Raw genomic sequence first — 19843 nt, 5'->3', positions numbered from 1 at the left:
GACGGGCTGCCTCGGAATCAGGCCTGGGCAGAGGCCTCGTCCGAGGCGGCTGCCTCGTCGGTGCCGGCTTCGGCCGCCGCGTCGGTCGCTTCGTCGGAAGCGTCCTCGGCGTCCACGTCCTCGGCTTCGAGTGCGGCGTTCTCCGCCTCGAGCGCGGCGTCGGCGGCCAGGGCCTCGTCACCACTCTCGTCGCTGTGCGCAACACCCTGGCGCTCGGCCTTGCGGGCGGCCTGCGCCTCGCGGGCTTCGGCCATCGCCTCGGTCTTCTTCTTGTGCGGACCGAGAACCATGATCATGTTTCGGCCGTCCTGCTTCGGGTTCGACTCGATGAACCCGAGGTCCTCGACGTCCGAAGCCAGACGCTGCAGCAGTCGGTAGCCGAGTTCCGGCCTGGACTGCTCGCGACCACGGAACATGATCGTGATCTTGACCTTGTCGCCCTGCTTGAGGAACCGAACGACGTGACCCTTCTTGGTGTCATAGTCGTGCGGGTCGATCTTCGGCCGGAGCTTCATTTCCTTGATGACCGTGTGCGCCTGGTTCTTGCGCGCCTCACGGGCCTTCATGGCCGACTCGTACTTGAACTTGCCGTAGTCCATGAGCTTGCAGACCGGCGGGCGTGCGGACGCCGCGACCTCGACCAGGTCGAGGTCGTACTCCTGCGCGAGCTCAAGCGCCTTGGCAAGCGGCACGATGCCGACCTGCTCGCCACTCGGGCCGACGAGTCGTACCTCGGGAACGCGAATCCGGTCGTTGATGCGGGGCTCGGTGCTGATGGATCCTCCTCGGTAGCACCACACGGCTGCCTGGAGGACAGCCGCTGACGTTTTTCCGTCAGACCGACCGCGGCGGAGAATGAAAAAAGCCCCGCCGGGCACAGACGAGGGCTCCAATACAACCGGAGCACCGTCGCGTGCGAACCGCGGGGCGCAAAATCGGGCAGCTTTCCATCGTCCGTACGGAACGATGGATACCACCTGACCGGTGACCCGCCTCCCGTGAGGGCGGCTGGGTGGGAGAATCGGAGCCTCCACTTGTGGGCCGGGCACATAAGTGTCCGGCCGGTCGAAGTACATACTAGCACCCGCCTTGCAAGCCCGCCGCACGGCATATCGTGTGGCACATGACTGACGCGACGCCCTCCGGTTCCCCCTCCGGAGCCCCCACCGAATCCCCGGCCTCCCCCGACTACGACGACCTGACCCGCGACATCGCGGACGTGCCGGCCGTCGAGGTCATCACCACGGTGGCCGTCCACCTGCTCAGCGCTGCCGCGGTCAACCTGGGCCTGGACAAGCCGGACTCCGAGTACAAGGACCTCGACGAGGCCCGCAAGCTGATCACCGCCCTGGCCGGCCTGGTCACCGCGAGCGCCACCGAGATCAGCTCCTTCCACGCCGCCCCGCTGCGCGACGGCCTGAAGTCCCTCCAGCTGGCCTTCCGCGAGGCCTCGCTGGTGCAGGACGAGCCGGGGCAGGGCCCGGGCGAGAAGTTCACGGGTCCCGTGTACGCGTAACTCCCGGAGCAGCGGGAAAGGGCGCCTCCCGATGCCGGGAGGCGCCCTTTCGTGTTCCAGCTTGTGTGTTCCGGCGGGTCAGCGCGTGAAGAGCGGCTCTCCCGGCGGGACCGGGGCCCCCTCCGGGAGCAGCGCCAGGTCCAGTCCGCCCACGAGGCGTGCGCGCAGGGTCTCGTCGGCCGCCAGGGCCTCGGCCACCCGGCGGGCCGCCGCCGCGGCCTGCGGTCCGGCCGCCAGCACGATCGCCAGGGTTCCGTCGGCGTCCGCGCCGCCCGGGCCCAGGTGGGCGCCGAGTACGGCCGGCTCTGCCGTCACGACGGCCCGTACGGCCTCGCGCACGGCCGGGTCGGCGAGCGGACCGGCGTCCGTGCGGCCCTCGGCGAGCGCGAGCAGCGCGGGGCCCGCGAGCTGGTACGGGACCGGTCCGGACAGGTCGAGGACGATGGTGTCGGCCTTCTCGTGCGCGGCGGCGGCCAGCGCCTGGTGCAGCGGCACCGCCACCGGCCGGGCGGCCGGGTCCCACAGGGCCAGCGAGGCGATGGAGGTGAAGGCGGGCAGCGCCCGCCGGTCCCCAGCCCGCAGGGTCGGGACGGCCATGTCGCTGGTCTTCTCGCGCTTGAGTCCGGTCTCGGGGTCGGTCTCGACCTCGCCGAGGACCGCGACGACGGGAACCAGCAGGCGGGCGTCCCGGAGGGCCGCCAGCACCTCCGGCTCCTTGGCTCTGTCCACGGCCCAGGCGGCCAGGGCCGCGCTCAGCCGGGGGTCGGCGGAGCCGTCGTCGTCGGAGAAGCCGGGGTCGGGAATGTTTTTGTTCGCCACAGTTCCCCGAGCCTATCCCCCGTCGGGACCCCACCGTTCGGGCCGGGGCCGCCGGGCCAGTACGCCGGCCATCACGAGCAGGGTCAGCCCCCCGACCCCGCCCGCCGGGACTCCGAAGCGGGCCCAGGGCCCGGGGTCGGGCACCGGGTCGGGGCCGGCGCCGAAGTAGGGGCTCGCGGCCGCGACGGGTGCGGGCAGCACCGGTTCGGGGGCCATCCCGTCCGCGGCCTGGAGGGCGGCGACCGGGTCCACCAGCCCGAAGCCGCGGGAGTCGTCGCGGCCGCCGGGCGGGGAGCTGGAGGCGGTGTCCTCCAGCAGGTTCTTGATCTGCGCCGGGGACAGGTCGGGGTGGGCGGCCTTGACCAGGGCGACGGCGCCGGAGACGAAGGCGGAGGCGGCGCTGGTGCCCCAGCCCTCGTAGTAGGAGCGGTCGGGGTCGGCGATGACCACGCCGACGCCGGGGGCGCTGACGGTGGCGTACCAGTTGCGGGTGGAGAAGGACGCCTTCTTGTTCTTGCGGTCGACGGCCGTGACGGCGATGACCCCGGGGTAGGCGGCCGGGTACGAGATGCGGTCGCCGTCCTTGCCGCCGTTGCCGGCGGAGGCGACGACGACGGCGCCCTTGCCGAGGGCGTACTGGACGGCCTCGTCCTCGGCGGCCTCGTGGTGGGCGGAGCTGCTGTCGTCGCCGAGCGAGAGGTTGATCACGTCGGCGCCGTGGTCGGCGGCCCAGCGGATGCCCTCGGCGAGGGCGCCGCCCTTGTTCGCCCGGGCCTGGTCCCGCGCGGGGTCCTTCTCCTCCAGGATCACCCGGATCGGGAGGATCTTCGCCTGGGGGGCGATGCCGAGGACGCCTCCGAGGCCGAGGGAGCCGTGGCCGTGCCCGGCGATGATCCCGGCCATGGCGGTGCCGTGGCGGGCCCACGCCCGGTCGCCGCTCGCGGCACCCATCCCGACGAGGTCGACGCCCTCCAGGACCTGGCCGACCAGGTCGGGGTGGGTCGGGTCGACCCCGGTGTCGAGGACGGCCACGGTGACCCCGTCGCCCCGGGTGGTGCCCCAGGCCTCCTCGGCGCGCAGGGCCGTCAGCCCCCACTGGCGGTCGCGGATGGCGTCGGCGGCGGCCGGTGGCGCGGCGGTGACGACGAACAGGGCTCCGAGCGCGAGGGCGGCCGGGAGCACGGTGCGGCGGGTCATCGAGCGGCCTCCGGGGTCGCCGTCGGGGCCTGCGGTGTCTGCGGACCGGACGCCTGCGGATCCGACGCCTGCGGGTCCGATGCCTGCGGATCCGGTGTCTGCGGGTCCTCCGACGCCTGCGACGTCTGCGGGACCGGCCGGCCCGGGGCGGCGAGGCCGCGCAGGGTCCGTTCCATCAGGCCGGCGACGGCCTTGGCCTCGTGGCCGAGGCCCGCCTTGGCCACGCGTCCCCTGGCGTCCTCGGCCATCTTGTCCTCGGCGGGGCTGGGGGCGCCGAGGCGGCGGCCGTCGGCGAAGGCGGAGACGGCGTAGACGACGACCGGGGCCTCGGCGAGCACGGAGGCGGTCCAGGCGGCGCGGCGGTTGTCGGGGAATCCGTAGCCGGTCGGGGCGGTCAGGCGCCCGCGCAGGGAGTCCATGGCGGCGGCGTCGGCGGGCGTGAAGACCATGCCGACGGTGACGAGGGAGCTGCGGGTGGCGTCCGTGTAGGTCGCGCGGAGCACGCGGGTGCACCCGGTCCCGGCGAACAGCACCTGCCAGTCGGCGGCGAGCGCCTCCGTGCAGGGGGCGTCGGCGGCGGGCGCGATACGGGTCCACGTGCGGTCGGCGCCGCCCGGCCCGGCGTCCTGGCCGTCGAGGACGGGCGGGAACAGGGTGTCCACGGGGGTGCTGTGCCAGAGGGACGCGGCCTTGCGGTAGGCGGCTTCGGGGGTCAGCGCCCGGTTCGCGGCCCGGTGGTCGGAGACGGCCTGATAGCCGGCCGCACCGGTGAGACCGAGGCCGAGGAGGCCGCACAGGGCGGCGGCGAGGACCGTTCCGCGGCGCCGCCGTGGCGGCACCGGGTCCAGGTCGGGCGCGGTCAGGACCCCGCCGTGCGGTGTGGACGTACTCATCCGGCGGCTCAGCCCCCCGTTCCCGTCGGCTGCCTGCCCTTACTTTACGCGCCCGTCAGTGCCGCAATGCCGACCGGGGAGAGCGACGCTACACACAGGCGAACGGCTGTCTCCACATCCGAAAGGGGCATCGGGCGGTCGAGACCGAGATGTGACCGCGGCGCGCTTGCGGGCCCCTGACCTGGCCGGGCGTCCCGCGGCCTGTGCGAACCCCCTACCCACGAGTACAACCGTCTGGCAGGCTGCCGCCCATGAACTCCCCCGCCGCCGACCGGGCCCGTTACGACCGGGCCACCGCCCATCTCGACGCTCCGCTCGCCCTCGTGGATCTGGAGGCGTTCGACGCGAACGCCGACGATCTCGTGCGTCGCGCCGGCGGGAAGCCGGTCCGGGTGGCGAGCAAGTCCGTACGGTGCCGCGCGCTGCTCGAGCGGGTCCTCGCGCGGCCCGGGTTCGCCGGAATCATGTCCTACACCCTCGCCGAATCGATCTGGCTGGCCCGCTCGGGCTTCGAGGACGTGCTGCTCGCCTACCCGTCCGCCGACCGGGCCGGCTTCGCCGAGCTCGCCGCGGATCCGAAGCTGGCCGGCGCGGTCACCGTGATGGTCGACGACCTCGCGCAGCTGGAGCTCGTGGACCGGGCCCGCGACGGCGGCACCCAGGAGATCCGGGTCTGCCTGGAACTGGACACCGCCCTGCAGCTCTTCGGCGGCAGGGTGCGCGTCGGAGCCCGCCGCTCCCCGCTGCGCGAGCCCGCCCAGCTCGCCGAGCTGGCCCGCGCGGTGAGCGCCCGGCCCGGCTTCCGGGTGGTCGGACTGATGGGCTACGAGGGCCACGTGGCCGGGGTCGGCGACGCGCTCGCGGGCCGTCCGCTGAGGTCGCGCGCCATCCGGCTGATGCAGGGCGCGGCCCGCAAGGAGCTGGCCGCCCGCCGGGCCGAGGCCGTACGGGCCGTGCGCGCGGTGGTGCCGGACCTGGAGTTCGTCAACGGCGGCGGCACCGGCAGCGTCCAGCAGACCGCCGCCGAGGACGCGGTCACGGAGATCGCCGCCGGGTCGGGGCTCTACGTGCCGCGGCTGTTCGACAACTACACCTCGTTCAGCGGCCGCCCCGCGGCGCTCTTCGCCCAGCCGGTGGTCCGCCGGCCCGGGGTCGGGGTGGTCACGGTGCTCGGCGGCGGCTACCCCGCCTCCGGCGCGCCCGGCCCGGACCGGCTGCCGGTCCCGTACCTCCCCGAAGGGCTGCGCTACGACCCGCAGGAGGGGGCCGGCGAGGTGCAGACCCCGCTGCTCGGCAGCCCGGCCGACGATCTGCTGATCGGCGACCGGGTCTGGTTCCGGCACGCGAAGGCCGGTGAACTGTGCGAGCGCTTCGACACCTTGCACCTGGTCGAGGGCGACCGGGTGACGGCCACCGCCCCGACCTACCGGGGCGAGGGCCGCACCTTCCTCTAGATGATTGATTCCAAGGCCTTAGTGGTCGTAGGCGGTCAGTGATCGGATGACTGGTCCACCGGTCTTGTGGTTGTGCCAGATCGCGGCGGTTAGGGCGAGGAGTCGCTGTAGGACGCGCACGGTGACCCCGGCGGGCGTGCGGCCGCCGTGCCGTTCGAGGTCGAGTTGTCCCTTGAGGGTCTGGTTGACCGACTCGATCAGCTGGCGCAGTGGCTTGAACAGCTCGGCTCCGGCCCGCTCGGGTTCACCCTTGCGGGCCGGCCTCAGCAGCCGGACGCCCAGGTCGGCGAGGTCCCTCTCGAAGGCACGGCCGTAGTAGTTCCTGTCCGCCAGCAGCGTCGGTGGTGGCCGGTTTGCGAGCAGGCCCGGGTCGACGTGGAAGATGTCCAGCAGCACTTCGCGTTCGACGGCCTTCGCTCCGGTCAGCGCGAAGGCGATGGGCAGGCCGTGCGGAGTGCAGACCAGGTGCAGGCGCAGGCCCCAGAAGAACCGTGAGTGGCTGGAGCAGTAGCCGTACTCGGCCCATCCGGCCAGGTCGGAGCGTTTCGAGGTCTCGCGGGAGCGTCCGCACTCCACGGGTGTGGAGTCCACGATCCACACGTCATCGGTCCACAGGGCGGTGTCGGTGGCCAGCTCACGCAGGACCTGCCTGACCAGGCCCGACGCCCGTCGCAGGCGCTTGTTCCAGCCTGGCTGCTGGGGCAGGTACGGGAAGAGGTGCCGCAGGTGAGCGTGGGCGTGGCGCAGCCAACGGGCCTCGGAGACGAAGCCCAGCAGGGCCTGCATCACCGCGAGGGTGACCAGTTCCGCATCGCTGAGCTTCGGCTCCAGGCCGACCCGCGGGCGCCACGGAGCAAGATGCGGCGAAGCCTTCAAAAGGTCATCGACCCGCACGTACAGTGCAGTTGCGAGGGTGTCTATCTCGGTCGTCACAAACTGAGATTGGGCACCCTCGCGTCCGTACGGCTACCCCTTGGAATCAATCATCTAGGCCCCGCGGCCCGCGGGCCCGGGCCCCGACCCGGGCCCGGGCCCGGCTAGAAGACGGAGTCCGTCTGGTCCGGGATGACGCTGGTGTCCCCCCGGAGCACGGGCCCCGGGGTGCCGTCACGGCCGGTGAAGCCGGTGGTCGCGCACGGGTACGGCGCGGCCTTCTGCTTCTTGGGCTGGATGAACATCGGGTTCACGATCCACTTGCCGTCGCTGTTGTCGTAGGCGCGGCACATCAGCTCGTTCTTGTTGCGGTTGACGACGAGCCGCAGCACGGTCGCGTCGCGCAGGAACGAGATGTCGGTGTCGGAGTCGCCCGCGGCGAACACCTGGCGGCGGGCGGCCGGCTGGACCTTCTCGGCCGCGGCGCCGCGCACCCCGAAGATCTCCTTGTTGATCCAGCAGCGCTTGCCGTCGATGTAGGTGATCATCGTGTCGGCGCCGTCCGCGACGGACCCGCAGCCCTGGAGGTGGGAGGTGAACTTCCCGCCGTACGTGGTGGTGTTGCGGATGCCGATGACGTGCCGGGCGTCGATGCCCACGCCCTCGGCCCACACCTCGACGACCGGCTGCGGCGAGGCCGAGCTGATCCAGACGTCGAAGCCGGCCTTCTGCAGACCGGAGACGAGCTCCTTCTGCTGGTCGTAGTAGCGCACCCAGCCGGTGGCGGTGGTGGAGCCGACCTGCTGCTTGGCGTCGACCGGGGCGGCCAGGTTCTCGGCCCGCGCGGCGGCCGTGAAGCCGCGGATCTCGCGCGCGGTCCAGCCCTGCATGAGCTGCGGCAGCCAGGCGTAGGAGGGCTCGGTCGTACGGCGGTCCCAGCCGGCGAAGGCGGGGGCGGCCGTGCGGGTGGCGGCGGTGCCGTAGACGGCGTTGATCTCGTCGGCGCAGCCGGCGCCCTCGGGGGTTCCGGTGGGCAGCGGGGCGCCTGGCTTCGCCAGGGCGCCGCAGGCCTCGGCCAGGGCCCGGGCGGCGGCCGGGGTCAGGAAGCGGCTGGTGGCGGTCCAGTCGCCCCCGGCGGGCTGGCGGATCTTGCCGTTGCGCAGCAGCCAGAACATCTGGGCGTCGCCGACGTCGTTCTTGACGACGGTGTTGTCCCAGTCGAAGACCGCGACGGGCTTGTTGCGGTGGGGCCGGTACGGGTTGCAGGTGCCGTAGTCGTCGATGAGCTGCTGGAGCCGGGCCTGGTTGTCGCCGTACCAGCTCGCCTTGAGCTGCGGGGCGGTGCAGTGGCCGCCGGGGTGGGCCTGGGCGGCGGGGGCGGCGGGGGCGGCGGCCACGAGGGTGCCGGCGGCTATCGCGGCGGCGGCGCCGACGGCCTGGAGCCGGCGCACGGAGCTGATTCGGGTCACTGAGGTGGGTTCTCCTGGTTCTCTCTCAAGATCATCACTTGCTCGATCGTCGCGGACGGTGGAGCACGGCAGCCGGGCGTCGTACGACGCCCGGCTGCCGGGTGGGTGGTGGGGAGGTGACCGTTTAGAGCGGGGTGACGTACGCGCCGGAGATGCCGCCGTCGACCAGGAAGTCGGTGGCGTTGATGAAGGAGGAGTCGTCGCTCGCGAGGAAGGCGACGGCGGCGGCGATCTCGGTGGGCTCGGCGAACCGGCCCAGCGGGATGTGCACGATCCGGCGGGCGGCGCGCTCCGGGTCCTTGGCGAACAGCTCCTGCAGGAGCGGGGTGTTGACGGGCCCCGGGCAGAGCGCGTTGACGCGGATCCCCTCGCGGGCGAACTGCACGCCGAGCTCGCGGGACATGGCGAGCACGCCGCCCTTGGAGGCGGTGTAGGAGATCTGTGAGGTGGCGGCGCCCATCCGGGCCACGAAGGAGGCGGTGTTGATGATGGAGCCGCGGCCCTGGCGCTGCATGTAGGGCAGGGCGGCCTTGCAGCAGAGGTAGACGGAGGTCAGGTTGACGTCCTGGACCCGCTTCCAGGCCTCCAGGCCGGTGGTGAGGATCGAGTCGTCGTCCGGGGGCGAGATGCCGGCGTTGTTGAAGGCGATGTCCACGGAGCCGTAGGTGTCGAAGGCGGTCTTGAACAGGGCCTCGACCTCCTCCGGGCTGGTGACGTCGACCTTGACGAAGGTGCCGCCGACCTCCTCCGCGGCGGCCTTGCCCGCGGTCTCGTCGATGTCCCCGCAGACGACGTTGGCGCCTTCCGAGGCCAGTCGGCGGGCGGTGGCGAGGCCGATGCCGCTGCCGGCTCCGGTGATGACGGCGGTCCGTCCGACCAGGCGGCGGCAGACGATCTCTTCGGTGGGCTCGATGCTCATGTGGTTCAGGCCTCCGTGCTGATGAAGACGTTCTTGGTCTCGGTGAAAGCGGTGAGGGAGTCGGGTCCGAGCTCGCGCCCGAGTCCGGACTGCTTGTAGCCGCCGAAGGGGGTCCAGTAGCGGACGCTGCTGTGGGAGTTGACCGACAGGTTGCCCGCGGCGACGGCGCGCGAGACGCGCAGCGCGCGGCCCACGTCGCGGGTCCACAGGGAGCCGGCGAGGCCGTAGTCGGTGGCGTTGGCCAGGCGTACGGCGTCCTCCTCGTCCTCGAAGGGCAGGACGACGGCGACCGGTCCGAAGACCTCCTCGGTGGCGATGGCGGCGGTGGGGTCGACGCCGGTGACGAGGGTCGGGGGGTACCAGAAGCCGGGGCCCTCGGGGGCGGTGCCGCGGATGACGGTGAGGTCATCGGTGACGTAGGACCGTACGCGGTCCAGCTGCACCCGCGAGATCAGCGGCCCGATCTGCGTGTTCTCGTCGTACGGGTCCCCGACGACCACCTTCTCGACGGCCGGGGCGAGCAGCTCCATGAACCGGTCGTAGGCGGAGCGCTGTACGAGGATCCGCGTACGGGCGCAACAGTCCTGCCCGGTGTTGTCCAGGAAGGACATCGGGGCCGAGGCCGCCGCCGCCTCCAGGTCCGCGTCGGCGAAGACGATGTTGGGGTTCTTGCCGCCGAGTTCGAGGGTGAGGCGCTTCACCCGGTCGGCGCACTTGGCCATGATCCGCTTGCCGATCCGGGTGGAGCCGGTGAACACGATCTTGGCCACCCCCGGGTGCTCGACGAGGGCGTCGCCCGCCACCTCGCCCCGGCCGGGCAGCACCTGGAACAGGTGCTCGGGGAGTCCGGCCTCCAGGGCGAGCTCGGCGAGGCGCAGCGCGGTGAGCGGGGTGGTCTCGGCGGGCTTGAGGATGACCGCGTTGCCCGCGGCCAGTGCCGGGGCCAGGCCCCAGGCGGCGATCGGCATGGGGAAGTTCCACGGCGCGATCACGCCGATGACGCCGAGGGGTTCGAGGAACGTGACGTCGATGCCGCCGGCGACGGGGATCTGGCGGCCGGAGAGCCGTTCCACTCCCCCGGCGGCGAAGTCGAGCACGTCACGGACGTTGCCGGCTTCCCAACGGGCGTTTCCGATGGTGTGGCCCGCCTCCCGGACCTCCAGCTGCGCCAGTTCCTCGATGTGCCCGTCGACGACCGCGGCGAAGCGGCGCAGCAGTCTGGCCCGGTCGGCGGGCGCGGCCGCCGCCCAGGCCCGCTGGGCGGCGGTGGCCCGCGCGACGGCGGCGTCGACGTCGTCCCGTGTGGCGGCCGGGACGACGGCGACGAGTTCCTCGGTGGCCGGATTCAAGACTTCCAGCGCATCGGACACGTGGTGGCCTTTCAGACGTTCGGGTGCGGGGCGTGCGGTGGATCCGGTAATGCGGTGTGCGGGGACTGCGGGACGGCTCGGGAACGGCTCGGGAACAGCTCCGGGACTGCTCCGGGACTGCTCCGGGACTGCTTCGGCCCTAGAGGCGTTCGAAGGAGCGGCGCAGTTCCCAGTCGGTCACGGCGGAGTCGTACGCGTCCAGTTCGACGCGGGCCATGTTCCGGTAGTGGGCGACGACCTCGGGGCCGAAGGCGGCCTTGGCGATCTCGCTGTTCTCCCAGAGCTCGGCGGCCTCGCGCAAGGTGGTGGGAACGTGTGCGAAGTCGGCCGTGTAGGCGTTGCCGGCGCAGGGCTCGGGCAGCTCCAGGCGGTTCTCGATGCCGTAGATCCCGGCCGCGACCAGGCCGGCGACGGCGAGGTACGGGTTGACGTCGCCGCCGGGCAGGCGGTTCTCGAAGCGCATGGAGCGGCCGTGGCCGACCACCCGGAGCGCGCAGGTCCGGTTGTCCACGCCCCAGGCGACGGCGGTCGGTGCGAAGGATCCCGGCCGGAAACGCTTGTAGGAGTTGATGTTGGGGGCGTAGAGAAGGGAGAAGTCGCGCAGCGCGGCGAGCTGGCCGGCCAGGAAGTGGCGCATCACGGGTGACATACCGCCCTGGTCGTGCGCGTCCGGCCCCTCACCGGCCATCGCACTGCGTCCGTCGGCATCGTTGAGCGAGAGGTGAATGTGACAGGAGTTGCCCTCGCGCTCGTCGTACTTGGCCATGAAGGTGAGCGAGACGCCCTCCTGGGCGGCGATCTCCTTGGCCCCCGTCTTGTAGACGGAGTGCTGGTCACAGGTGGTCAGCGCCTCGTCGTAGCGGAAGACGATCTCGTGCTGGCCGAGGTTGCACTCGCCCTTGGCCGACTCCACGACCAGGCCGGCGGCCTGCATCTCGTTGCGGATGCGGCGCAGCAGGGGCTCGACGCGGCCGGTCCCGAGGATGGAGTAGTCGGTGTTGTACTGGTTGGCGGGGGTCAGGCCGCGGTAGTCGGAGTTCCAGGCCTGCTCGTAGGTGTCCAGGAAGACCATGAACTCCAGCTCGGTGCCCACCATCGCGGTGTACCCGTGCTCGCCGAGGCGTTCGAGCTGGCGGCGCAGGATCTGCCGGGGTGCGGCGACCACGGGCGAGCCGTCGTTCCAGGCGAGGTCGGCGAGGACGAAGGCGCTGCCCGGGTTCCAGGGGATCCGGCGCAGGGTGGCGAGGTCGGGGTGCATGGCGAAGTCGCCGTAGCCCCGGTCCCAGGAGGACATCTCGTAGCCGTCCACGGTGTTCATGTCCGTGTCGACGGCGAGGAGGTAGTTGCAGCCCTCGGTGCCGTGCGCGAGGACCTCGTCGAGGAAGAACTGTGCGGCGAACCGCTTGCCCTGGAGGCGCCCCTGCATGTCGGGGAAGGCCAGGACCACTGTGTCGATTTCACCGCTGGCGACGAGAGCACGGAGCTCCTCGGGCGAAAGCGGCGGCTTGCGGTCTACCACGGGATTCTCTCCTTCGGTGAGCCGAGGGGGCCTAAGGTATTGAATAGAACCATTGCTTGGGAAGGGGAGGAGGCGAGATGACCGATACGACGAGCGAGGACGAGGCCGCCCGGCGGCTCAATCCCGTACTGCGACAGGTGCGGGCGGGCAACGGTTTCGAGGAGGCGCTGGAGCAGATCCTCCAGGTGGTCCGGCTCGGACTGGTGCCGGGCGGGGAACGGCTTCCGCCGGAGCGCGAGTTGGCCGAGCGGATGGGGATCAGCCGGGTGACGCTCCGCGAGGTGCTGAAGGTACTCCAGGACCAGGGCCTGGTGGAGGCCCGGCGCGGGCGGTACGGCGGAACGTTTGTCCTGCCCCGCCCCGACACCCCGGCCGGGGGCACCGAGGAGGAGCTGCGGCGCCGGGTCGCGGGCGTGGACATCGAGGACGTCCTGCGCTTCCGCGAGGTCCTGGAGGTGGGAGCGGCCGGCCTGTGCGCCTCCCAGGGCCTGTCCGAGCGGGACACCGACCGGTTGCTCGGCGCGCTGGCCGCCACCCACGACGCCCCGCTGCCCGACTACCGCCGCCAGGACACGCTCTTCCACCTCACCCTGTGCGAACTCGCCGGATCCGCCACCCTGACGGCCCAGTACGCGGCCGTCCGGGCCACCGTGAACGACCTGCTGGACTGCATCCCGCTGCTGGTGCGCAACCTGGAGCACTCGCAGCAGCAGCACAGCACGCTGGTGGAGGCGGTGCTGGACCGGGATCCGGAGGCGGCCCGCGAGGTGATGCGCGAGCACTGCTGCGGCACGGCCGCGCTGCTGCGGGGGTTCCTGACCTGACCGCGGTTCCCGATCCGGGCCGGCCCGACCCGGGCCGAGAGCCTTTCGTAACCCCTGTTTAACGCAGGGGTCTTGCGCCCGCCACGCCCGAGCGGCAAAGGTACGCCCCACAACCATTGCCCTAGGCAGGAGCGCACATGGCCGACGACACCGGCGCACGGCTGGCAGCCGTGCCCGAACCCACCCCGTCCCCCGAGAACGCCGCCGGGAACGGCACCGACGGCTACCTGGAGCGCCGCACCCTGCGCCGCGGCAGCGCCGGCTGGCTGCTGCTGACCGGTCTCGGCGTCGCGTACGTGGTCTCCGGCGACTTCTCCGGCTGGAACATCGGCCTCGCCCAGGGCGGTTTCGGCGGCCTGGCCATCGCCACCGTCCTGATGGGCGCGATGTACGCGTGCCTGGTCTACTCCCTCGCCGAGCTGTCGGCGATCCTGCCCACCGCGGGCGGCGGGTACGGTTTCGCCCGCCGGGCGCTCGGCACCTGGGGCGGCTTCCTCACCGGCACCGCGATCCTCATCGAGTACATCCTCGCCCCGGCCGCCATCGCCATCTTCATCGGCGACTACGTGGAGTCCCTCAACCTCTTCGGCCTCACCTCGGGCTGGCCCGTCTACCTCGCCTGCTTCGTCGTCTTCATAGGCATCCACCTCTGGGGCGTGGGCGAGGCCCTCAGCTTCTCCCTGATCGTCACCGCCATCGCCGTGATCGCGCTGGTCGTCTTCGCCGTCGGCGCGTTCACCCAGTTCGACCCCGCCAACCTCGACAACATCGCCGTCGACACCACCGCCGCCGGAGCCAGCTCCTGGCTGCCGCTGGGCATCCTCGGGATCTGGGCCGCCTTCCCCTTCGGCATGTGGTTCTTCCTCGGCGTCGAGGGCGTGCCGCTGGCCGCCGAGGAGGCCAAGGACCCGGTCCGCTCGGTACCGCGCGCCCTGTCGATCTCCATGGGCATCCTGGTCCTGCTCGCCCTGGTCACCTTCCTGGCCTCGACCGGTGCGCGCGGAGCCGACGCCATCAAGGACGCGGGCAATCCGCTGGTCGTCGCCCTGGAGGGCGACCCCGGACTCTCCTGGCTGAAGACCTTCGTCAACTACGCGGGCCTGGCCGGGCTGGTGGCCTCCTTCTTCTCCCTCATCTACGCCGGCTCCCGCCAGCTGTTCGCGCTCTCCCGGGCGGGCTACCTGCCCCGCTTCCTCTCCCTGACCTCGAAGCGCAAGGCCCCGTACCTGGGCCTGCTCATCCCCGGCGCCATCGGCTTCGCCCTGGCCGCCGCCACCGGCAACGGCCCGCGCATGCTGAACATGGCGGTCTTCGGCGCGACCATCTCGTACGCCCTCATGGCCCTCTCCCACATCGTGCTGCGGCGCCGCGAGCCCGGCCTGGAGCGCCCGTACCGCACGCCCGGCGGCATCGTGACCTCCTCGGTGGCCTTCGTCCTCGCCCTCTCGGCCCTGGTCGCCACCTTCCTGGTGGACAAGGACGCGGCATTCATCGCGCTGGCCGTGTACGCCGTCGCCCTCGCCTACTTCGCGTTCTACAGTCGGCACCACCTGGTGGCCTCCGCTCCGGAGGAGGAGTTCGCGGCGCTCGCGGAAGCGGAGGCCGAGCTCTCCCGCGACTGACCCGCCCGTCCCCCCTCGCTCCTCCCGGAGGTATTCCCGTGCCCAGGCCGCTCATCGGCATCACCACCTACGTCGAGAAATCCACCCGCTACGGGGTGTGGGACGTCCCGACCGCCCTCATCCCCACCGGGTACTACGAGCTCGTCCAGGCCTCGGGCGGTACCGCCGTCCTGCTCCCGCCGGACGAACCGGAGGCGGCGGCGGAGGTGTTGAGCCGGCTGGACGGCCTGGTCGTCGCGGGCGGCCCGGACGTGGACCCGGATCGGTACGGGGCTCCGCGCGATCCCCGTACCGGACCGGCGGCGAGCGTGCGCGACGCGTGGGAACTCTCCCTGATCTCGGCCGCCCTGGCCTCCCGCACCCCCCTCCTCGGCATCTGCCGCGGCATGCAGGCGCTGAACGTGGCCCTGGGCGGCACCCTGATCCAGCACATCGACGGCCACGTGCTGAGCCCCGGCGTGGTCTCCTGGCACCCGGTCCGCCCGGTCCCCGGCACCCTGTACGCGACCCTGGTCCCGGAAGACTCAGAGGTCCCCACCTACCACCACCAGGCCGTCGACCGCCTGGGCCGCGGCCTGATCGCCTCCTCCCACGCCGCCGACGGCACGGTGGAATCCATCGAACTCCCGGGCGCCCCCTGGACCCTGGGCGTCCAATGGCACCCGGAACTCGACAAGGACACCCGCGTCATGTCGGCCCTGATCACAGCGGCCTCCGGTCCGTCCGCCGTCTGACGCGCAACGAGCAACCACGTCAGCCACCCGAAGCCTGACAACCGGAGCCCGAGCCCTCCCAACCGCCCGACGCCTGACAACCGGGGCCCGAGCCCTCCCAACCGCCCGACGCCTGACAACCGGGGCCCGAGCCCTCCCAACCGCCCGACGCCTGACAACCGGGGCCCGAGCCCTCTCAGCCGTCCGGCGTTTGAGGACCGGGGTCCGGGGCGGAGCCCCAGGGGGTCCGGGCGCAGCCCGGTACCCCCTCCCAGCCCGTCCGGCGCTCAAGGACCGGGGTCCTGGCCCTCTCAGCCGTCCGGCGCTTGAGGACCGGGGTCCGGGGCGGAGCCCCAGGGGGTCCGGGCGCAGCCCGGCACCCCTCCCAGCCCGTCCGGCGCTCAAGGACCGGGGTCCTGGCCCTCTCAGCCGTCCGGCGCTCAAGGACCGGGGTCCGGGGCGGAGCCCCAGGGGGTCCGGGCGCAGCCCGGCACCCCCTCCCAGCCCGTCCGGCGCTTGAGGACCGGGTCAGGGCAGAGCCCTGGGAACGGGCGAAGGGCGGGTAGGGGAACTTCGCCCCGCGCAGCGGCAAGGGTCGCAGCGGGGACTTCGCCCCGCAGGGCCCCCGCCACCCCCGGAAGCGGGATCCGGCCGCAGGGGCCGGGGGGAGCTGTCCCCTACCCGCCCTTCCACCGTTCCCCGGGGCTCCACCCCGGACCCCACACGTGCAGGGCCCGTGCCGGCACCCCCGTCCACACGAGGCCGGCACCCGGCCGGGGCCGGGTCAGCAGATCCCGCGCGGGCCCCGGCCCCGGCCGGGTCGGTCGGGCCAGGCCGGGTCGGTCGGGTCGGCCAGGGTCAGCCGGGGTCGGTCGGGCCCGGCCGGGTCGGCCAGGGTCAGCCGGGGTCGGCCCGGGTCGGCCCGGGGCGGGGCAGCGTCGGCCGGGCGTGCGCGGGACCCCGGGGGCGGCCGGGGGCGGGGTCAGCGACGGGTCAGCGCCAGCAGGTCCCGCGCGGGGCCCGCCGGCCGCGCCCCCGCGGGCCACACCGCGCGGAGCTCCCGCTCCAGCCCCGCCCCGAGCACGGGCACGGACACCAGCCGCCGCCCCGCCATCTCGTCCCCGACCGCCAGTTCCGACAGCACGCACGGCCCGGCCCCGCTCACCGCCGCCGCCTTCACCGCGGTGGTGGAGGCCAGTTCCAGCAGCGGCTCCGCCAGCCCCCCGCACCCGGCCAGCGCCGCGTCGAGGACCTGCCGGGTCCCCGACCCCCGCTCCCGCAGGATCAGCGGTGTCGCCGCCAGCTCCGCCGGCTCCACCCCGCGCGTGCGCCGGGCCCAGGGGTGCCCGGGGGCCACCGCCACCACGAGGCGGTCCTGCGCGATGACCACAGAGTCCAGTCCCTCGGGCACGCTCAGCCCCTCCACGAAGCCGAGGTCCGCTTCGTGCGCGAGCACCCGTTCCGCCACCACCGCCGAGTTCCCCGCGTGCAGCGACACCGCCGTGTCCGGCCGCTGCCCGCGCAGGGCGATCAGCCAGCCGGGCAGCAGGTACTCCGCGATGGTCATGCTGGCGGCGACCCGCAGCCGGGAGTCGCGGCGGCCCCGCAGCGCCTGCGCGCCCGCGTCGAAGGCCTCGGCCGCCTCCACCACCCGCCGGGCCCAGTCGGTGACCAGGGCGCCCTCCGCGGTCAGCGTCGATCCGCGCGGGGAGCGGTCCACGAGCGCGACCCCGAGGCGGGTCTCCATCGCCCGGATCCGGCTGCTGGCCGCGGGCTGGGTGATCCCGAGCCGTCGTGCGGCGGCGCTCAGACTGCCCACGCGCGCGACCGCGAGCAGCAGCTCCATGGCCCCCAGGTCCGGGACCCGGTGCGCCAGCGGAACCTGCCCCTCGACCCACTCCTCATTACCGCTCCCATTACCCATAACTTCAGTTTATGCCCTCATAGGAAGAGACCCTCTGCCGTCCGGCCCCGCCCGGCGGGACGCTGGACCCATGGCCACCACCCTCGTACGCCCCGCTCCCACCACCCCCGGGACTTCCCCCGCCGCGGCCCCCACCACCGGAACCCACAAGGTTCCCTCCCTGCGGCACCTCGGCCCCAACTGGTACGCCTCCGTCATGGGCACGGCGATCATCGCCAACGCCGGCGCGACCCTCCCGTACCAGCTCCCCGGCCAGCGCGTGGTCTGCCAGATCTTCTGGGTGCTGGCCGCCACCGCCCTCGCGGTCCTGCTGACCGCCCGGGCCGGCCACTGGCTCCACCACCGCGACCAGGCCCGAGCCCACCTCCTGGACCCCGCCGTGGCCCCCTTCTACGGCTGTCTCTCGATGGCCCTGCTGGCCGTCGGCGGCGGCGCGCTCATCGTCGGCAAGGACCTCATCGGTCTCCCCGCCGCCATCGCCGTGGACACCGTCCTGTTCACCGCCGGCACCGCGATAGGCCTCCTCGCGGCCGTGGCCGTCCCCTACCTGATGGTGGTCCGCCACAAGGTCGAGGCCCACCAGGCCACCCCCGTCTGGCTGCTTCCCGTGGTCGCCCCCATGGTCTCCGCCGCGCTCGGCCCCCTGCTGATCCCCCACCTCCCCGCCGGCCAGGCCCGCGAGGCCATGCTGCTCGGCTGCTACGCGATGTTCGGCCTCAGCCTGCTCGCCACCCTGCTGCTGCTCCCCCTGATCTTCGGCCGGCTGATCGTCAGCGGCCCCCTCCCCCTGGTCCTCACCCCGACCCTGTTCCTGGTCCTGGGCCCCCTCGGCCAGTCCACCACCGCCGTGAACTCCCTCGCGGACATGGCTCCCCTGTCGATGGTCGGCCCCTACTCCGGCGCCTTCTCCGCCTTCGCGGTCGTCTACGGGGTCCCCGTGATGGGATTCGCCCTGCTGTGGCTGGCACTGGCCGCGGCGATGCTGCTGCGGGCCGGCCGGGGCGGCATGGGGTTCGCCATGACCTGGTGGGCGCTGACCTTCCCCGTCGGCACCTGCGTCACCGGAGCCGCCGGACTGGCCCGGCACACCGGCCTCACCGCCTTCTCCTGGCTGGCCGCGGCCCTCTTCCTGGCCCTGCTGACCGCCTGGGTCCTGGCCGCCGCGAACACCCTGCGCGGCCTGTGGTCCGGCCGCCTGCTGGCCGCACCCCGCTAGAGCAGGGACCGCGCGAACAGGGCCCGCTAGAGCGCCCCCCGCAGGGCCGCCCCCAGCACCTCCGGGGCTCCGGCCAGCGAGGGGCCGTACCAGGTCAGGTGACGGCCGTCGACGAACGCCGCCGGGATCCCGGGGAAGGCCTCGGGCCCGTCCCCGGCCGTGAAGCGGTACGGCTCGTCCGGGAACACCACGAGCTCGCAGCCGGCGGCGGCCAGTTCGGCCGCCGGGATCCTCGGGTACCGCTCCGCGTGCCCGGCGTAGGCGTTGCGCACGCCGAGGCGGGCCAGCAGGTCCCCCGCGAAGGTGTCGCGGCCCAGCACCATCCAGGGCCGGCGCCAGACCGGCACGAAGGCCGTCCGCTGCTCTCCGGCCGGCTCCGCGCGGGCCCACGCGGCCTCCGCTTCCGCCAGCCACCGGGGCCGCGCCAGCCCCATGGCCCCCACCAGCACCCGGTCCAGTTCGGTGAACGCCTGCGGGAGGTCCCGTACCTCGGTGACCAGGACCTCCAGTCCGGCCTCCCGCAGCGCCGCCAGGTCCGGAGCCCGGTTCTCCTCCTCGTTGGCGAGGACCAGATCCGGGCGCAGCCGCGCGATCGCCCGTACGTCGGGGTTCTTCGTCCCCCCGATGCGCACCACGTCCCCCGGAGCGGCCGGGTGCGTGCACCAGTCGGTCACCCCGACCAGCGCCCCGGGCGCGCTCACGGCCACCGCCTCGGTCAGGGAGGGCACCAGCGACACGACCCGCATCCGGTCAGTGTCCCGGCGAGGGCGGCTCGGAGGTCGCGTGGATGTGTTCGCCGACCGCGACGATCAGGATCCGGGTGTCCTCGGTGACGGCCCGCCAGCGGTGGCGCACCCCGCCGGACAGGAACAGCGCGTCGCCGTTCTCCAGCCGGTACGCCCGCCCTTCGGCCTCCACCTGGCAGGCGCCCGAGACCACGTACATCAGCTCGTCGTTGCGGTGCTGGTACTCGCGGCCCGCGTCCTGGTCCCCGGTGAACTCCAGCGCGTGCAACTGGTGGTGCCCGCGCACGAGGGGCCGTACGCCGGGGACGGGGGTCAGCGCCGAATCGTCGCCGGCCCGTACGAGGTCCACGGTGCGCGCGGTGTCGGAAGCGGCCAGCAGATCGACGGCCGTGGTCTCCAGCGCGTCGGCGACCCGTTCGAGGGACCGCATGCTGGGCCGGGCCCGCTCGTTCTCTATCTGGCTCAGGAAGGGGACCGACAGCCCGCTGCGCGCGGACACCGCGGCAAGGGTCAGGTGCAGGGCCCGGCGTCTCTTGCGCACGGCCACGCCCACCCGGAGCGGTTCCTTGGAATCCTTGTCCCGGTCCCGCTCCTTGTCGTCCGCGCCGGTCGTCGCGCCGGTCGTCGCGCTGGTGCCGTTCTTGCCGTCGGTGCCGTCCCTGTCGTCCATGGCGGGGCTGCCCTCCCCTTGTTTCGTTTGGTCCGGTCCGTCGCACATCGCTCACCGCACATCGGTGTGCTGTAAGCACCTTACGCAGCAACCGGCCCC

The 19843-nt window shown here is 73.0% G+C and carries 18 protein-coding genes; 6 read left to right on the top strand and 12 right to left on the bottom strand.

What is annotated here, in order from left to right; translation table 11 throughout:
- Nucleotides 1-17: 17 nt before the first annotated feature.
- Complete coding sequence (gene infC / locus AC3IX6_RS30680) at nucleotides 18-800, bottom strand: translation initiation factor IF-3 (protein ID WP_489371611.1); 783 nt, start codon at nucleotides 798-800, stop codon at nucleotides 18-20.
- A 323-nt stretch (nucleotides 801-1123) separates the two neighbouring features.
- On the opposite strand from infC, the gene AC3IX6_RS30675 reads away from it, so the two are divergent.
- Nucleotides 1124-1516 (top strand): DUF1844 domain-containing protein, encoded by a 393-nt coding sequence (locus AC3IX6_RS30675; protein WP_489366452.1) that lies wholly within the window; start codon nucleotides 1124-1126, stop codon nucleotides 1514-1516.
- 78 nt (nucleotides 1517-1594) lie between these two features.
- On the opposite strand, the gene AC3IX6_RS30670 is transcribed toward AC3IX6_RS30675, so the two are convergent.
- The 3 genes from AC3IX6_RS30670 to AC3IX6_RS30660 are packed head-to-tail and all read right to left on the bottom strand — an operon-like array spanning nucleotide 1595 to nucleotide 4425.
- Nucleotides 1595-2335 carry an SseB family protein gene (locus tag AC3IX6_RS30670; protein ID WP_250740390.1) on the bottom strand — a complete coding sequence of 247 codons (741 nt, stop codon included), beginning with the start codon at nucleotides 2333-2335 and terminating at the stop codon, nucleotides 1595-1597.
- Nucleotides 2336-2347: 12 nt separating this feature from the next.
- Nucleotides 2348-3532: a type VII secretion-associated serine protease mycosin gene (gene mycP / locus AC3IX6_RS30665; protein WP_489366450.1), complete on the bottom strand. Its 1185-nt coding sequence runs from the start codon at nucleotides 3530-3532 to the stop codon at nucleotides 2348-2350.
- Nucleotides 3529-4425 (bottom strand): hypothetical protein, encoded by an 897-nt coding sequence (locus AC3IX6_RS30660; RefSeq protein ID WP_489366449.1) that lies wholly within the window; start codon nucleotides 4423-4425, stop codon nucleotides 3529-3531. The genes mycP and AC3IX6_RS30660 overlap by 4 nt, the downstream gene beginning before the upstream one ends.
- A gap of 251 nt (nucleotides 4426-4676) precedes the next feature.
- Here AC3IX6_RS30660 and AC3IX6_RS30655 point away from each other — a divergent pair, with 251 nt between their 5' ends.
- The gene (locus tag AC3IX6_RS30655; RefSeq protein ID WP_489366448.1) at nucleotides 4677-5879 is read left to right on the top strand and encodes an amino acid deaminase/aldolase; all 1203 of its coding nucleotides are present in this window, start codon (nucleotides 4677-4679) and stop codon (nucleotides 5877-5879) included.
- Nucleotides 5880-5897: 18 nt separating this feature from the next.
- On the opposite strand, the gene AC3IX6_RS30650 is transcribed toward AC3IX6_RS30655, so the two are convergent.
- From AC3IX6_RS30650 to AC3IX6_RS30630, 5 genes are all read right to left on the bottom strand, one after another.
- A complete protein-coding gene (locus AC3IX6_RS30650) occupies nucleotides 5898-6812 on the bottom strand; it encodes an IS982 family transposase (RefSeq protein ID WP_489363493.1) in 915 nt (304 codons plus the stop codon).
- A gap of 104 nt (nucleotides 6813-6916) precedes the next feature.
- Entirely contained in the window at nucleotides 6917-8221 is a 1305-nt protein-coding gene (locus tag AC3IX6_RS30645) for a haloacid dehalogenase-like hydrolase (RefSeq protein ID WP_489366446.1), read from the bottom strand.
- A 124-nt stretch (nucleotides 8222-8345) separates the two neighbouring features.
- A complete protein-coding gene (locus tag AC3IX6_RS30640; protein ID WP_243334068.1) occupies nucleotides 8346-9140 on the bottom strand; it encodes a 3-oxoacyl-ACP reductase in 795 nt (264 codons plus the stop codon).
- A gap of 5 nt (nucleotides 9141-9145) precedes the next feature.
- Nucleotides 9146-10510 carry an aldehyde dehydrogenase family protein gene (locus AC3IX6_RS30635; protein ID WP_489366444.1) on the bottom strand — a complete coding sequence of 455 codons (1365 nt, stop codon included), beginning with the start codon at nucleotides 10508-10510 and terminating at the stop codon, nucleotides 9146-9148.
- 139 nt (nucleotides 10511-10649) lie between these two features.
- Nucleotides 10650-12029 (bottom strand): glutamine synthetase family protein, encoded by a 1380-nt coding sequence (locus AC3IX6_RS30630; protein ID WP_489366442.1) that lies wholly within the window; start codon nucleotides 12027-12029, stop codon nucleotides 10650-10652.
- A 77-nt stretch (nucleotides 12030-12106) separates the two neighbouring features.
- On the opposite strand from AC3IX6_RS30630, the gene AC3IX6_RS30625 reads away from it, so the two are divergent.
- The 3 genes from AC3IX6_RS30625 to AC3IX6_RS30615 all read left to right on the top strand — a co-directional run bounded on the left by AC3IX6_RS30625 (nucleotide 12107) and on the right by AC3IX6_RS30615 (nucleotide 15209).
- A complete protein-coding gene (locus AC3IX6_RS30625) occupies nucleotides 12107-12853 on the top strand; it encodes a FadR/GntR family transcriptional regulator (protein WP_489366440.1) in 747 nt (248 codons plus the stop codon).
- Nucleotides 12854-12990: 137 nt separating this feature from the next.
- Nucleotides 12991-14475 (top strand): ethanolamine permease, encoded by a 1485-nt coding sequence (gene eat, locus AC3IX6_RS30620; protein WP_489366438.1) that lies wholly within the window; start codon nucleotides 12991-12993, stop codon nucleotides 14473-14475.
- A gap of 38 nt (nucleotides 14476-14513) precedes the next feature.
- Nucleotides 14514-15209, top strand: a complete 696-nt coding sequence (locus AC3IX6_RS30615; RefSeq protein ID WP_489366437.1) for a gamma-glutamyl-gamma-aminobutyrate hydrolase family protein — start codon at nucleotides 14514-14516, stop codon at nucleotides 15207-15209.
- A 961-nt stretch (nucleotides 15210-16170) separates the two neighbouring features.
- On the opposite strand, the gene AC3IX6_RS30610 is transcribed toward AC3IX6_RS30615, so the two are convergent.
- Entirely contained in the window at nucleotides 16171-17112 is a 942-nt protein-coding gene (locus AC3IX6_RS30610; RefSeq protein WP_489366435.1) for a LysR family transcriptional regulator, read from the bottom strand.
- Nucleotides 17113-17182: 70 nt separating this feature from the next.
- On the opposite strand from AC3IX6_RS30610, the gene AC3IX6_RS30605 reads away from it, so the two are divergent.
- Nucleotides 17183-18328 (top strand): TDT family transporter, encoded by a 1146-nt coding sequence (locus AC3IX6_RS30605; RefSeq protein ID WP_489366433.1) that lies wholly within the window; start codon nucleotides 17183-17185, stop codon nucleotides 18326-18328.
- Nucleotides 18329-18354: 26 nt separating this feature from the next.
- Here AC3IX6_RS30605 and AC3IX6_RS30600 read toward each other — a convergent pair whose 3' ends face one another.
- Nucleotides 18355-19074, bottom strand: a complete 720-nt coding sequence (locus AC3IX6_RS30600; protein WP_489366431.1) for a helical backbone metal receptor — start codon at nucleotides 19072-19074, stop codon at nucleotides 18355-18357.
- A 4-nt stretch (nucleotides 19075-19078) separates the two neighbouring features.
- Nucleotides 19079-19744 carry a helix-turn-helix domain-containing protein gene (locus AC3IX6_RS30595; protein WP_489366429.1) on the bottom strand — a complete coding sequence of 222 codons (666 nt, stop codon included), beginning with the start codon at nucleotides 19742-19744 and terminating at the stop codon, nucleotides 19079-19081.
- Nucleotides 19745-19843 lie beyond the last annotated feature (99 nt).

This window comes from Streptomyces sp. GL_141, assembly GCF_057834385.1.
Note: the sequence above shows the minus strand (reverse complement) of the source record. Positions and strands in the feature narration are given on the sequence as shown.

Bases quoted from the DNA above. Each gene is read 5' to 3' on its own strand.
- mycP (WP_489366450.1), bottom strand. From the start codon at position 3,532: ATGACCCGCCGCACCGTGCTCCCGGCCGCCCTCGCGCTCGGAGCCCTG.
- AC3IX6_RS30595 (WP_489366429.1), bottom strand. From the start codon at position 19,744: ATGGACGACAGGGACGGCACCGACGGCAAGAACGGCACCAGCGCGACG.
- AC3IX6_RS30625 (WP_489366440.1), top strand. From the start codon at position 12,107: ATGACCGATACGACGAGCGAGGACGAGGCCGCCCGGCGGCTCAATCCC.
- AC3IX6_RS30640 (WP_243334068.1), bottom strand. From the start codon at position 9,140: ATGAGCATCGAGCCCACCGAAGAGATCGTCTGCCGCCGCCTGGTCGGA.
- AC3IX6_RS30605 (WP_489366433.1), top strand. From the start codon at position 17,183: ATGGCCACCACCCTCGTACGCCCCGCTCCCACCACCCCCGGGACTTCC.
- eat (WP_489366438.1), top strand. From the start codon at position 12,991: ATGGCCGACGACACCGGCGCACGGCTGGCAGCCGTGCCCGAACCCACC.
- AC3IX6_RS30660 (WP_489366449.1), bottom strand. From the start codon at position 4,425: ATGAGTACGTCCACACCGCACGGCGGGGTCCTGACCGCGCCCGACCTG.
- AC3IX6_RS30600 (WP_489366431.1), bottom strand. From the start codon at position 19,074: ATGCGGGTCGTGTCGCTGGTGCCCTCCCTGACCGAGGCGGTGGCCGTG.
- AC3IX6_RS30655 (WP_489366448.1), top strand. From the start codon at position 4,677: ATGAACTCCCCCGCCGCCGACCGGGCCCGTTACGACCGGGCCACCGCC.
- AC3IX6_RS30610 (WP_489366435.1), bottom strand. From the start codon at position 17,112: ATGGGTAATGGGAGCGGTAATGAGGAGTGGGTCGAGGGGCAGGTTCCG.
- AC3IX6_RS30675 (WP_489366452.1), top strand. From the start codon at position 1,124: ATGACTGACGCGACGCCCTCCGGTTCCCCCTCCGGAGCCCCCACCGAA.